Source organism: Streptomyces sp. NPDC086766 (assembly GCF_044746005.1).
GTDB lineage: Bacteria > Actinomycetota > Actinomycetes > Streptomycetales > Streptomycetaceae > Streptomyces.
In genome coordinates this window covers 155,106-167,739 of record NZ_JBIVBI010000005.1, presented here as the reverse complement: position 1 = coordinate 167,739, position 12,634 = coordinate 155,106, and the positions used below count along the sequence as shown (strand labels likewise).

Annotated in this window: 10 protein-coding genes; 5 read left to right on the top strand and 5 right to left on the bottom strand. The window is 73.5% G+C overall.

The window, feature by feature from the left end; genetic code table 11:
• Positions 1-69: 69 nt before the first annotated feature.
• The 4 genes from ACIPM1_RS11430 to ACIPM1_RS11415 all read right to left on the bottom strand — a co-directional run bounded on the left by ACIPM1_RS11430 (position 70) and on the right by ACIPM1_RS11415 (position 5,383).
• Positions 70-720: a hypothetical protein gene (locus tag ACIPM1_RS11430; protein ID WP_356184966.1), complete on the bottom strand. Its 651-nt coding sequence runs from the start codon at positions 718-720 to the stop codon at positions 70-72.
• A 64-nt stretch (positions 721-784) separates the two neighbouring features.
• On the bottom strand, positions 785-3,214 hold the full coding sequence (locus ACIPM1_RS11425; RefSeq protein ID WP_402432215.1) for a dolichyl-phosphate beta-glucosyltransferase: 2,430 nt from the start codon (positions 3,212-3,214) through the stop codon (positions 785-787).
• Positions 3,211-3,912 (bottom strand): GntR family transcriptional regulator, encoded by a 702-nt coding sequence (locus ACIPM1_RS11420; protein WP_402432211.1) that lies wholly within the window; start codon positions 3,910-3,912, stop codon positions 3,211-3,213. Before ACIPM1_RS11420 ends, ACIPM1_RS11425 begins: the two co-directional genes overlap by 4 nt.
• A 115-nt stretch (positions 3,913-4,027) precedes the next feature.
• The gene (locus ACIPM1_RS11415) at positions 4,028-5,383 is read right to left on the bottom strand and encodes an aspartate aminotransferase family protein (protein ID WP_402432208.1); all 1,356 of its coding nucleotides are present in this window, start codon (positions 5,381-5,383) and stop codon (positions 4,028-4,030) included.
• Positions 5,384-5,682: 299 nt separating this feature from the next.
• Between ACIPM1_RS11415 and ACIPM1_RS11410 the strand changes: the two genes are divergently transcribed.
• The gene (locus ACIPM1_RS11410; protein WP_402432205.1) at positions 5,683-7,965 is read left to right on the top strand and encodes a protein kinase; all 2,283 of its coding nucleotides are present in this window, start codon (positions 5,683-5,685) and stop codon (positions 7,963-7,965) included.
• 115 nt (positions 7,966-8,080) lie between these two features.
• On the opposite strand, the gene ACIPM1_RS11405 is transcribed toward ACIPM1_RS11410, so the two are convergent.
• Positions 8,081-8,830, bottom strand: coding sequence for an SLATT domain-containing protein (locus ACIPM1_RS11405; RefSeq protein WP_402432202.1), 750 nt, complete (start codon positions 8,828-8,830; stop codon positions 8,081-8,083).
• Positions 8,831-9,349: 519 nt separating this feature from the next.
• Here ACIPM1_RS11405 and ACIPM1_RS11400 point away from each other — a divergent pair.
• The 4 genes from ACIPM1_RS11400 to ACIPM1_RS11385 all read left to right on the top strand — a co-directional run bounded on the left by ACIPM1_RS11400 (position 9,350) and on the right by ACIPM1_RS11385 (position 12,602).
• On the top strand, positions 9,350-9,691 hold the full coding sequence (locus ACIPM1_RS11400; RefSeq protein ID WP_356184662.1) for a YbaB/EbfC family nucleoid-associated protein: 342 nt from the start codon (positions 9,350-9,352) through the stop codon (positions 9,689-9,691).
• A gap of 121 nt (positions 9,692-9,812) precedes the next feature.
• Positions 9,813-10,412: a recombination mediator RecR gene (gene recR / locus ACIPM1_RS11395; RefSeq protein ID WP_402432199.1), complete on the top strand. Its 600-nt coding sequence runs from the start codon at positions 9,813-9,815 to the stop codon at positions 10,410-10,412.
• On the top strand, positions 10,405-11,064 hold the full coding sequence (locus ACIPM1_RS11390; protein ID WP_402432196.1) for a DUF5063 domain-containing protein: 660 nt from the start codon (positions 10,405-10,407) through the stop codon (positions 11,062-11,064). Before recR ends, ACIPM1_RS11390 begins: the two co-directional genes overlap by 8 nt.
• 260 nt (positions 11,065-11,324) lie before the next feature.
• On the top strand, positions 11,325-12,602 hold the full coding sequence (locus ACIPM1_RS11385; RefSeq protein ID WP_356184654.1) for an aspartate kinase: 1,278 nt from the start codon (positions 11,325-11,327) through the stop codon (positions 12,600-12,602).
• Positions 12,603-12,634: the final 32 nt, after the last annotated feature.

The window sequence follows — 12,634 nt, the reverse complement described above, 5'->3', positions numbered from 1 at the left end:
ACCGGGGGCGCGGTCTTACCGTCCCGCTCCGGCCGTCTCCGCCGGCTCAGTACGGCCGGCTCCGCCGTCTCAGCTGAAGACGATCATCGAGCCCTGGGCCAGGCTGCGGGTCGCCGCCTGGTGCAGTCCCAGCCAGACGTGCCGCTCCCGGGCGAAGGGGCTGGGGTCGTACGGCGCGGGGGCGGCCGGCTGCTCCAGCTCGGTCGGCGCGGACGGGGGTTCGGGAGCCGCCGGAGGGTTGGCCGGGTCGATCCCGATGGCCGGGGCGACGTACTCCAGCTCCCGCAGCAGCGCCTGCGAGGAGCCCAGCGGGCCGCCGCCGGCGAGCAGTTCGTCGTTGGACAGCGGCTGCGGGAAGTCGAGCGGGACGTAGGCGCCGGCGTGGTCGTAGTGCCAGACCAGGTGGGACTGCTGCGCCGTCGTCTCGAACATCTCCAGCAACTGCTCGTAGTCGCCGCCCAGTTCGTCGACCGGGGTCAGCGCCAGCCCGCAGACCTGCAGCAGATAGGCGCGGCGCAGGAAGTGCAGTGCGTCGTAGTCGAAGCCCGCCACCGGCGCGACGTCCCCGGACAGGCCCGGCATGTACTGGTACACCGGCACCGGCGGGAGCCCGCTCTCGGCGAGCACCTTGTTGTACTGCGCGAGTTCCTCGGCGAACGGGTTGTCGGGGGTGTGGCACAACACGTCGACGAGCGGTACCAGCCACAGGTCACAGGCCAAAGAGGGCTCCTCGGTCGCACGGTGGTGCACGGTGGTCATGGAAGAGTAGTCGCTGCGGCGCGGCTCAGCGTTCCTCGTGCAGGTCCCATACCCACACCCCGCCGGTCCACCGTCCCGGGCGGCCCACGAGCTGCGTCACCGCCTGGCGCAGGGGGCCGTCGTTGGGCTGCGGGGCGAGCACCAGCGCGCCCGCGTGCCAGTAGGCGAAGTCCCGCCGGGCCTGCGCCCGCCAGTTCCTGCCGATGACCGGCACGACACCGCTGTAGCGCACGTCCCGCAGCAGGTCGGAGGTGTAGCGCGGGGCGGCGCCGTAGATGCCGGTGCGGTCGGGGCCCCAGGGGCCGTTGTAGTAGCCGCCGGGCATCCGGAAGCCGAGGTGGGCGGCGGTCTGCCAGTGCAGCGCCTCCGCGCCGCCCGGGTCGGGCAGCGGCACCGGGACGAGGGACTCGCCCTCGCGCACGTACGGCTTCCACCGGCCGGACGTGAAGAACTCCGGCACCGGCGCCCGGTCCTCGGCCTTGAGCGGCGCCGGGACGATCGGGAGCAGGGCCAGGCACACCGCGAGCAGGCCGCCGTAGAGCGTGCCGACCCGGCGGGTCGCCAGCAGCCGCTCCACGGCGACCGCGAGCAGCATGCCGAGCGCCGGGGCGCAGATCATCGCCAGCCGGCCCTCGATCACCGACTCGAACAGCGGCCGGTGGGCGAGCAGCGCCCAGGGGCCCGGGTAGACCATGTCGGTCAGCGGGATCCGGAATCTCGGGCCCAGGGACAGCAGCGCCGCGCCGCCCGTCGTGACGGCCAGCGCCTTGACCAGGGGGCGCTCCCACAGCCGTACGACGATCCCGAGGGCGAGGAGGGCCAGCGGCCAGCCGTAGAAGGCGTTCTGCTCGGTGGGGTTGAGGGAGAGGGAGTTCGCCCGCGCCGCGTCGCCGAAGAGCAGGGACCGCTCGGAGAAGGCGAGCAGCGCGAGGGGGCTGTTGCCCGCGTTGTCGCCGTGCAGGACGCTCCGGTAGCTCTGCGGGCCGGTGAACTGCCAGTACAGCGGGTAGGCCACGATCGGCAGACAGACCGCGACGGCGATCAGCAGGCCCTTCGCCAGCGGCCGCCAGGCCCGCCGCGCCACGTCCCGGCGGACGAGCCCGTACGCGGCGGCGAACAGCGTCATGCCGATCGCGGTGAGCAGCAGCGGCTCCTCGCCGAGGAAGATCTGGTACGCCGCCATCAGCCCGAGCACGACCCCGTCCCGCCGGACCCGGGCACCCGCGCACAGGCGCAACGCCCGGTCGACGAGCAGCGGGATCATGAACAGGACCACGAAGTTCGGGTGCGCGTTGGCGTGGCTGACCATCGGCGGCGCGAAGGCGGCCAGCGCGGCGCCGAGGAAGGCCGCTGCCCGCCGCCGTGCCACCCGCTTGACGATCAGCCGGTACCAGGCGGCGGCGGTGGCGGCCAGGCCCAGGGTCATGCAGACGCTGAGGGAGACCGCCGGGCCGAAGGCCAGCGTGACGGGGGTGAAGGGCACGGACAGGCCCAGCATGACCGTGTTGGCCATGAGGTTGACGCCGTCCGGGAAGCCCTGGAGGTCGGTGAAGAGCGGGTTGCGCAGGTGGGCGACGCTGTCGGCGGTGGCCGCGAAGAACCACTCCCACTGGTTCTGGTCCTGGAGGGAGTCGGGGAGGTAGCGGTGGGCCGGGTCGAAGAGGCGGCCCGAGTAGAGCGTCACCGCCATCAGCAGGAACAGGGCGCAGGCGAACAGGTCGGCGGGGCGCAGGGAACGGGCCTTGAGCCGGGCGAGTTCGGCGAGGACCCGCCCGTAGTCGAGCGCCCCGACCTTCGAGCCGGACCGGTGCGACCAGCGCACCGGCACCTCCGCGACCGGCCAGTCGGAGCGGTGGAAGTGCTGGAGCACCTCCACGTCGATGCCCCAGCCGTTGAGCCGGGAGGCCGCGAAGGCCTCGCGCGCCCGGTCGCCCTCGAACAGCTTGAAGCCGCACTGGGTGTCCCGTATGCCCGGCACCGCGACCCCGCGTATGAGGAGGTTCCCGGCCCGGCCCAGCAGCTCGCGCACCCGGTGCTGGTGCCGCTCGATCGTCGCGCCGGGCACCGAACGGGAGCCGATCGCCGCCGCGTTGCCCTCGCCGAGCGCCTTGTCGAGCTGCTCCAGCTCCTCGATCGGGGCGGCCAGGTCGGCGTCGGTGACCAGCACGCGCCGGCCGCTGGTGGCGGCGACGCCGAGGCGCAGGGCGTGGCCCTTGCCGCGGTTGCGGACGGCGGTGACGAGCTGGACCCGCGGGTCCTGACGCGACGTCACGAGGTCCCGGGTGCCGTCGGTGGAGCCGTCGTCGGCGACGACGACCTGCCACGCGCCGAAGCGGCTCTCGTTGTCGGTCAGATAGGCGACGACGGCGTCGAGGGTGGGGCCGAGCCGCTGTTCCTCGTTGTAGGCGGGGACGACCACGGACAGGTCGACGACCCGGGTGACGGTTCCGGTCATGCGGCGGCCAGCCGCTCGATCAGGGTGAGGGAGTGGCTGTTGTACTCGGCGACGACCGCGCGGGCGGCCGCGGTGTCCCGCGCCGCCAGGGCGTCGACGAGAGCGGTGTGCCCGGCCCACAGCATCCCGCGCAGGTCGGGCAGGCGGCGCAGGCGCTGCACCGCGCACACCCAGGACTGCACGCGCAGCCGGTGCAGGAAGTCGCCGAGGTAGGGGTTGCCGAACAGGGCGCTCAGCTCGCGCCAGAAGCGCAGGTCGTAGCCGATCAGGACGGTGAGGTCGCCGGACCCGGCGGCGCGCTGCGCCTCCTCGCCGCGCCGGCGGACCACGGCGAGCGTGGCCGAGGTCCGCGGGTTGCCGGGGTCGCGGAACGCCTCGTGGCCGGCGTCCAGGGCCCGGAACATGCCGTCTATGACGAGGGTGCGCGCCTCGATCATCCCGCGGAAGTCGCCCAGGGAGTACTCGCGCACCCGGAAGCCGCGGTGCTGGTCCGCCTCGAGCAGCCCCTGCGCCGACAGATCGACGAGCGCCTCCCGTACGGGGGTCGCGGACACCCCGTACTGCTCGGCGATCTCCTTGACCGTGAACGCCTGCCCCGGCTGGAGCCGCCCGGCCAGCACCTCGTCCCGGAGCGCGTCGGCGATCTGCTGCCGCAGGGTACTGCGCGTCACTGCGCCGTTGCCGCTGATGCCGGGCATGGTCGGGGCGTCTCCTAGCGCGTGCGGGTGGCGTACTCGTACGTCCATGTCTACGAGCACGCCACCTTACGCGTTCGGGTTGCGTCCGCCGCCCGCCTGTGCGGCGCTCCGAGGACTACTCCGTGTACTCGTCGGCCACGGACAGTGCGGTGTCGAGGACGGCCAGACCCTCCTTCAGCTCGGCCTCGCTCACGTTGCACGGCGGGACGACGTGCGTCCGGTTCATGTTGATGAAGGGCCACAGGCCGCCGGCCTTGGCTGCGGCGCCGAAGGCGGCCATCGCCGCGTTCGCCTCGCCCGCCGCGTTGTACGGCACCAGCGGCTCCCGGGTCTCCCGGTTCCGCACCAGCTCCAGGGCCCAGAACATGCCCACGCCGCGCACCTCGCCGACGCTCGGGTGCCGCTCGGCCAGCTCCCGCAGGCCCGGCTCCAGGACCTCCGCGCCCAGCCGGGCGGCGTTCTCGACGACGCCCTCCTCGGCCATCACGTTGATCGTCGCGACGGCGGCCGCGCACGCCAGCGGGTGCCCGGAGTAGGTCAGGCCGCCGGGGTACGGACGCTTCCCGAACGTCTCCGCGATGCTCCCGGAGATCGCCACACCGCCCAGCGGCACATAGCCGGAGTTCACGCCCTTGGCGAAGGTCATCAGGTCCGGCACGACACCGGACAGGTCCGCCGCGAACCACTCACCGGTCCGCCCGAACCCGGCCATGACCTCGTCCAGGACGAAGACGATCCCGTACTTGTCGCACAGCTCGCGCACCCCGGCGAGGTAGCCGGCCGGCGGCACCATGATCCCGGCCGTGCCCGGGATGGTCTCCAGGATGATCGCGGCGATGGTCGACGGCCCCTCGAAGGCGATCGTCGTCTCCAGGTGCTCCAGGGCCCGCGCGCACTCCTGCTCCTCGGTCTCGGCGTAGAAGCGGGACCGGTAGAGGAAGGGCGCCCAGAAGTGGACCACGCCCGCCGAGCCGCTGTCGGAGGGCCAGCGCCGCGGGTCGCCGGTGATGTTCACGGCCTGCTGGGTGCCGCCGTGGTAGGAGCGGTACGCCGACAGCACCTTCGGCCGCCCGGTGTGCAGCCGGGCCATCCGCACCGCGTGCTCGACGGCGTCCGCCCCGCCGTTGGTGAAGAAGATCTTGTCCAGGTCGCCCGGGGTCCGCTCGGCGATCAGCCGCGCCGCCTCCGACCGGGCCTCGACGGCGAAGGCCGGCGCGAAGGTGGCCAGGGTCGCGGCCTGTTCCTGGATCGCGGCGACGACCTTGGGGTGCTGGTAGCCGATGTTGGTGAAGACGAGCCCGCTGGTGAAGTCCAGGTAGCGCCTGCCGTCGTAGTCCCAGAAGTACGACCCTTCGGCGCCGGCCGCGGCCGGCGGGTCGATGAGCTCCTGCGCGGACCAGGAGTGGAACACGTGCGCGCGGTCGGCGGCCTTGACGGCGGCCCCGGTCTCGGGATTCGGCTGAGGGGTCATGCGGGGAGCGTAAATGTCCGGGATGCGGACGCGGTATCGGCGTCCTGTCTGCGGTGCGCGGGTTTCCACGACAGGTTGTCGAACGGGCCGCTCCGGGCGGGGCCGTCCTGGCCGGGGGCCGAAGCGGGGGAGCCGGGGCGGGGAGTCGAGGGCCGGGAGCCGGTGCCGGAGCCGGGGGCCGCTGTTACGGAAACGTAGACACCGGTCCGGCTCACCTCCTCCGACGCCCGCACTATTCTCGGAAGGTCGCTGTGCTCAGGGGGGCGTGGCGGGTGACATCGGGGGGAGGCGGCGGAGCCGTGCAGACACTCGGGGCGGGGGATCCGCAGCGGATCGGGGCCTACCGGCTGCTGGCGCGACTCGGTGCGGGCGGAATGGGGCAGGTGTACCTGGCCCGCTCCGATCGGGGCCGCACCGTCGCCGTGAAGCTGGTGCGGCGGGAGCTGGCCGAGCAGGAGGAGTTCCGGGCGCGCTTCCGGCAGGAGGTGCAGGCCGCGCGGCGGGTCGGCGGGTACTGGACCGCGCCCGTCCTGGACGCGGACACCGAGGCCGCCGTGCCGTGGGTGGCCACCGGGTACGTCGCCGGACCCACCCTCCAGCAGGTCGTCGGGCACGACCACGGGGCCCTGCCCGAGCGGTCGGTACGGATCCTGGCGGCGGGCCTGGCCAACGCGCTGAAGGACATCCACGCCGCCGGGCTGATCCACCGCGACCTCAAGCCGTCGAACGTGCTCGTGACGATCGACGGTCCGCGCGTGATCGACTTCGGCATCGCCCGGGCGCTGGAGACCGTCACGGACGGCGGGCTCACCCGGACCGGCGCGCTCGTCGGCTCGCCCGGGTTCATGGCGCCCGAGCAGGTCCGCGGCGAACGGATCACGTCCGCGTGCGACGTCTTCTGCCTCGGCTCGGTGCTCGCCTACGCGGCGACCGGCGTCCTGCCCTTCGGCGGCGGGGACAGCGGGGTGCACGCGCTGATGTTCCGCATCGCCGAGCACGAGCCCGACCTGACGAGGGTGCCCGAGGGCATCGCCGACCTCGTCCGCGCCTGCCTGAAGAAGGACCCCGCCGCCCGGCCGACGCTGGACCGGATCCTCGCGCGCACGGGCGCGCAGGACACGGTCCTGGACGGACGCTCCCGCGACCCGTGGCTGCCAAGCGCCCTGGTGGCCCAACTCGGGCGGCACGCGGTGCGGTTGCTGGACGCGGAGAACCCGGAGGACCCGGCCGCGCCGGCGGCACCGGGGGAGGGGGCGGCGCCTTCCGCGCCCCGGCTGGAGAAGAAGCCGTCGGCGGGGGCAGGGGCGCCTGGGGGTGCGGGAGCGGCCGGGGCCGGAGCGGGGGCTTCCGGTGCGCCCGCCGCCGGGGCCGCCGGGGCCGAAGTCGCCGCCGGGGCCGCTGCCGGCCGGGCAAGTGCCGCCGCGCAGGCGGGAGACGGCCCCGTCGAGGCGGGCGGCGACGCCGCCGTCGGCCGGGGGAGCGCCGTGGACAAGGACCAGTCTTCCGCAGGGCGGGACGGTGTCGCTTCCGGTCAGGCAAGTGCCGTCGGCGGTACGGGAGATGACCCTGCCGGGCAAGCCGGTGCTGCCGCCGGCCACGGGAACGCCGCGGGCCGGGACCAGGATCCCGCCGGCCGCCAGAACGGCCAGCCCGCCCCCGCCTCACCCGAGCACGCGTCGGCCGCCGACGCCCCCACACCGGTGCCGCCGCCCGGCCGCCCGGGTACCGGGGCGCCCGCCCCGATGGACCACCTGCCCACCATGGTCGCCGGTCAGGCACCCCCGCCGGGCCCGGCGCCCGTCCACCCGGGGTACGGCTATCCCCAGCAGCACCCCCCGTACCCGCAGTCCGCCGCGTACGGCCGGCCGCAGCCCGTCTGGGCCCTGCCGCCCGGTGCGCAGGTGCCCCAGGCCTACGGCGGCCTCGGCCCGACCCCGCCGTACGGTCCGCCGCCGGTCGGCGCCACCCCGCCCTACGGCCCGAGCCCGCTCCCGGCGCAGGAGCCCCCGCGCAGGAACGGACGCTCCACCGCCGTGCTGGTCGCGGTGGCGCTGGTCGTCGCGCTCGGCGCGGGCGGCACGGTGTACGCGCTGATGAAGGGCGGCAGCCAGGACCAGGGCGGCGGCCCCGGCCCCTCGCCGGCCACCAGCGCCCCCACGACGCCCGGCCCGGCCACACCGGGATCGTCCCGGGCGACCTCGCCGCCGGACAGCCCGGCCTCGGCCGGCGGATCGATCCCGGCCGCGTACCTCGGCACCTGGTCGGCGTCGATCACCAACGCGCTCGGCGAGAACCCCCGCCAACTCACCCTCACCCAGGGCGATCCGGGCGACACCGTGCTCACCCTGGTCGCCGACGGTCCGACCGGCGGCGGCTCCTACCACTGCGTGTTCGAGGCCCGGCTCACCCAACGGCCGGGCGCCGGCGGCCCGTTGGAGATCGGCCCCTCCACCGTCACCTCGGGGCAGCCCCGGTCCGCCTGCACCCCGGGCGCGGCCACGGAGGTCACCCTGCTGCCGGACGGCAGCCTGGAGCGCGTGAACACGAGCAACGGGGAGAAGCTGACGTACACGAGGCAGTGACGGCCGACGGGCCCCGTCACGTGCCGGTGCCCCAGGCCACCGGTTCACCGGCGCGTCGGTTCACCGGCACGCCGCCCGAGCGGGCCACCGGTTCACCGGGGCGCCGCTTCCGGGCTCATCGCGGCTCCGGCGGCCGCTGCCGGGGCATGTTGGGCCGGGCGGTGCCCGGCGGGAGCGGGAACCGGCCCGGCAGGCCCGGCTCGGGCCGCGTGCCCCCCGGCACCGCCGACTGGAGCCCCATCGGCGCCGACCCGATCCGGAACTCCACCATCCAGTCGGCCGTCTCGGTGCGCACCAGCTCGGTCACGTCCTCCGAGAACCGCCGCAGCACCCCGAGGCACCGCTCGGCGGCCTCGCCGGCCGTGCCCTCCGCCGGGCCCAGAACCTCCCGCACGCTCTCGGACGCCCAGTCGAACTGGAGCACCTGCAAACGCCGCTGCACCGCCTGCGCGGTCGCCACGTCCCTTATCCATCCGGACGTCACGCCGAAGTACCGGTCGATCCCGACACACGCCACCGAGAGCAGCAGCGCCAGATACCCCCAGGGCGCCACCCCGCCGATCACCCCGGTGAGATCGAGCAACGGCAGTCCGGCCCCGGCCACCGCCCCCGCCGCGGCCCCGCAGCGCAGCACCCGTGCCCCGCGCCGCTTCCAGACCCGGTCCCCGAGGTACCACTCGGCGGTGCGCAGCGCCCCGCGCTCCACCCACCGGTACAGCTCGTCCAGCCGTTCGGCCGGCTCACCCCAGTCGCCGAGCGGGAAGGGCCGCCCGGTCAGATCGCCGGGCCGCGGCCCGGCCGCCCCCTCACCCTCACCCCGCGCGTCCTGAGGCCGACCCTCGGGCTGCATCTCCGGCTGACCCACCCGGCACTCCCTACTGATCACGGTGCGTGACGCTGGTAGACGCTGGTGCGCCTCCACGACGCTGCCCGCCGCCCCGGCCCGACTCCGGTCCGCCCGGCCCGACTCCGGTCCGCCCGGCCCGACTCCGGCCCGCCCCGGCCCGACTCCGGCCCGCCCGGGCCCGGTTCGGACCTGTCCTGGCCCGGCCCGGTCCCGTACGACGCGGTTCGGCCCGGCCCGGCCCGGTCCGGCTCAGCCCGGCCCGGCGCGGCCGGATCAGTCCCCCGCCGGAGAGGCCGGTGAGGCCGCCGGCCCCGGTGGACCCGGTGCGACGGACCCCTTCCTACCGCCCCATGGGCGGTGGAGCGGCGTGATGCGCCGTTTTTCCGCCCGGAAGAGGGCCGTGATCTGGTGGAGACTCACGCGCGGCTCACTCGAAAGAGTGGCGGGGCGCCGTCCGCGTGGACCACGTAGGCTCGTGCACAACGGGGCTGTGAGACGAACCCCGCCCGGACAGTCGTAGGAAAGCAGGAGCCGATCGTGATTCCCGGTGGTGGCCAGCCCAACATGCAGCAGCTGCTCCAGCAGGCCCAGAAGATGCAGCAGGACCTGCAGAGGGCGCAGGAGGAACTGGCGCGGACCGAGGTCGAGGGCCAGGCGGGCGGCGGGCTGGTGCGCGCCACCGTCACCGGCGCCGGCGAGCTGCGCGCCCTGAAGATCGACCCGAAGGCGGTGGACCCGGAGGACACCGAGACCCTGGCCGACCTGGTCGTCGCGGCGGTCCAGGCGGCCAACGAGAACGCGCAGGCCCTCCAGCAGCAGAAGCTCGGCCCGCTGGCCGAGGGCCTGGGCGGCGGCGGTATCCCGGGGCTCCCGTTCTGACGTTCTCCCCGCGAGCTCCCCGTACCGCCTTCCTCGGACAGGTGGCGGCCAACTACCGTACGTTCTGACAGGCGGTGCGTGCGGAACCACCCGCGCGCACCCGACGCAGGAAGGCACTCCGTTGTACGAAGGCGTGGTCCAGGACCTCATCGACGAGCTGGGGCGGCTGCCCGGCGTCGGTCCCAAGAGCGCGCAGCGGATCGCCTTCCACATCCTGCAGGCGGAACCGACGGACGTACGGCGGCTCGCCCAGGCCCTCCTCGAGGTGAAGGCGAAGGTCCGCTTCTGCGCGACCTGCGGCAACGTGGCGCAGGAGGAGCTGTGCGGGATCTGCCGCGACCCGCGCCGCGACGCCGCCGTCATCTGTGTCGTGGAGGAGCCGAAGGACGTCGTCGCCATCGAGCGCACGCGCGAGTTCCGCGGCCGGTACCACGTCCTCGGCGGAGCCATCAGCCCCATCGAGGGCGTCGGCCCGGACGACCTGCGCATCAGGGAACTCCTGGCCCGGCTGGCGGACGGCACGGTCACCGAGCTGATCCTCGCCACGGACCCCAACCTCGAGGGCGAGGCGACGGCGACGTACCTCGCCCGCATGATCAAGCCGATGGGCCTGAAGGTCACCCGCCTGGCCAGCGGCCTCCCGGTGGGTGGCGACCTGGAATACGCGGACGAGGTGACCCTCGGCCGCGCCTTCGAGGGGAGACGACTCCTAGATGTCTGACGCGACGCTGCACGCGACGAACCGGAACCCGGACGACTTCGCGGTCCAGATCGCCGACCAGATCGAGAGCTTCCTGGTCGCGGTCGCCGAGGTGGCCAAGGGCGACGAGCCGGACTCCGCGGTGCCCTTCCTCCTGCTGGAGGTCTCCCAGCTGCTGCTGGCCGGCGGCCGTCTCGGCGCGCACGAGGACATCCTTCCCGACGAGCGCTACGAGCCCGACTCCGGCCCCGAGCAGGACGTCGACAGGCTCCGCGAGAACCTGGCCCGCCTGCTGGAGCCGATCGACGTCTACTCCGAGGTCTTCGACCCCTACGAGCCGCGCCGGGCGGCCGTGCCCGCCCGTATCTCGGACGACCTGGCGGACGTCTTCACGGACCTGCGCCACGGCATGTCCCACTACCGGGCCGGCCGCACCGCCGAGGCCATGTGGTGGTGGCAGTTCTCCTACTTCTCCAACTGGGGCTCCACCGCCTCCGCCACCCTGCGCGCCCTGCAGTCCCTGGTCGCCCACGTCCGCCTGAACCAGCCCCTGGAGGAGCTGGACGGCCTGGACACCGACCAGGGCGTGGGCGACGACACGCTCGAGTTCGAGGCCGGGAGGGTCATGGCCCGGGAGATCGCGGGCCCGCTGGGGCTGCGGACGCACCCGTAGGGCTGCCGGCAGGGCCGGGCGTGTCGGCGGGGCCCGTCGCGGGGCGTGTCGGCGGAACCGACCTGAGGCCCGCCCCGCTGTGACCCCGGGCACTTTCCGAGTGGCCGGGCGCTGTCTGGGCATGAGCCGTCCTGAGACAGAGGCGTCCGGACATCTCACCATGCGATATCGCAGAGGGGAATTTCGGACCCTCGATAGACTGAGCCGACCGCACCGCGACTGCGCGGATGCGACAGAGACGGACTGAGCGAGGAGCGCACGTGGGCCTTGTCGTGCAGAAGTACGGAGGCTCCTCCGTTGCCGATGCCGAGGGCATCAAGCGCGTCGCCAAGCGAATCGTGGAAGCGAAGAACAACGGCAACGACGTTGTCGTGGTCGTTTCCGCGATGGGCGACACGACGGACGAGCTGATCGATCTCGCCGAGCAGGTATCCCCGATCCCTGCCGGGCGCGAGCTCGACATGCTGCTGACCGCCGGAGAGCGGATCTCCATGGCCCTGCTGGCCATGGCGATCAAGAACCTGGGCCACAAGGCCCAGTCGTTCACCGGCAGCCAGGCAGGTGTCATCACCGACTCGGTCCACAACAAAGCCCGGATCATCGACGTCACGCCGGGCCGCATCCGGACCGCCCTGGACGAGGGCAACATCGCCATCGTCGCCGGGTTCCAGGGCGTCAGCCAGGACAAGAAGGACATCACGACCCTGGGTCGCGGTGGTTCCGACACCACCGCCGTGGCGCTCGCGGCCGCCCTCGACGCCGGGGTCTGCGAGATCTACACCGACGTGGACGGCGTGTTCACCGCCGACCCGCGCGTGGTGAAGAAGGCCCGGAAGATCGACTGGATCTCCTTCGAGGACATGCTGGAGCTGGCCGCGTCCGGCTCCAAGGTGCTGCTCCACCGCTGTGTGGAGTACGCGCGCCGGTACAACATCCCGATCCACGTCCGCTCCTCCTTCAGTGGGCTGCAGGGCACCTGGGTCAGCAGCGAGCCGATCGAGCGAGGGGAAAAGAAGGTGGAGCAGGCCATCATCTCCGGTGTCGCGCACGACACCTCCGAGGCCAAGATCACGGTCGTCGGCGTGCCGGACAAGCCGGGCGAGGCCGCCTCGATCTTCCGCGCGATCGCGGACGCCGAGATCAACATCGACATGGTCGTGCAGAACGTGTCCGCGGCCTCCACGGGCCTGACGGACATCTCCTTCACGCTGCCGAAGACCGAGGGCCGCAAGGCCATCGACGCGCTGGAGAAGAACCGCGGCGGCATCGGCTTCGACTCCCTGCGCTACGACGACCAGATCGGCAAGATCTCCCTGGTCGGCGCCGGGATGAAGACCAACCCGGGCGTCACGGCCGACTTCTTCACCGCGCTGTCCGACGCGGGCGTGAACATCGAGCTGATCTCGACCTCCGAGATCCGCATCTCGGTGGTCACCCGCAAGGACGACGTGCCGGAGGCCGTGCGCGCCGTGCACACCGCCTTCGGGCTCGACTCCGACAGCGACGAGGCCGTCGTCTACGGAGGCACCGGGCGGTGACCGCCCCCTCGCCCCGGGCGGTGACCGCCGCC

What these genes read in the sequence shown, in the direction of transcription:
- ACIPM1_RS11420 (WP_402432211.1), bottom strand. Translation starts at nt 3,912, where the DNA reads ATGCCCGGCATCAGCGGCAACGGCGCAGTGACGCGCAGTACCCTGCGG.
- ACIPM1_RS11390 (WP_402432196.1), top strand. Translation starts at nt 10,405, where the DNA reads ATGTCTGACGCGACGCTGCACGCGACGAACCGGAACCCGGACGACTTC.
- ACIPM1_RS11415 (WP_402432208.1), bottom strand. Translation starts at nt 5,383, where the DNA reads ATGACCCCTCAGCCGAATCCCGAGACCGGGGCCGCCGTCAAGGCCGCC.
- ACIPM1_RS11425 (WP_402432215.1), bottom strand. Translation starts at nt 3,214, where the DNA reads ATGACCGGAACCGTCACCCGGGTCGTCGACCTGTCCGTGGTCGTCCCC.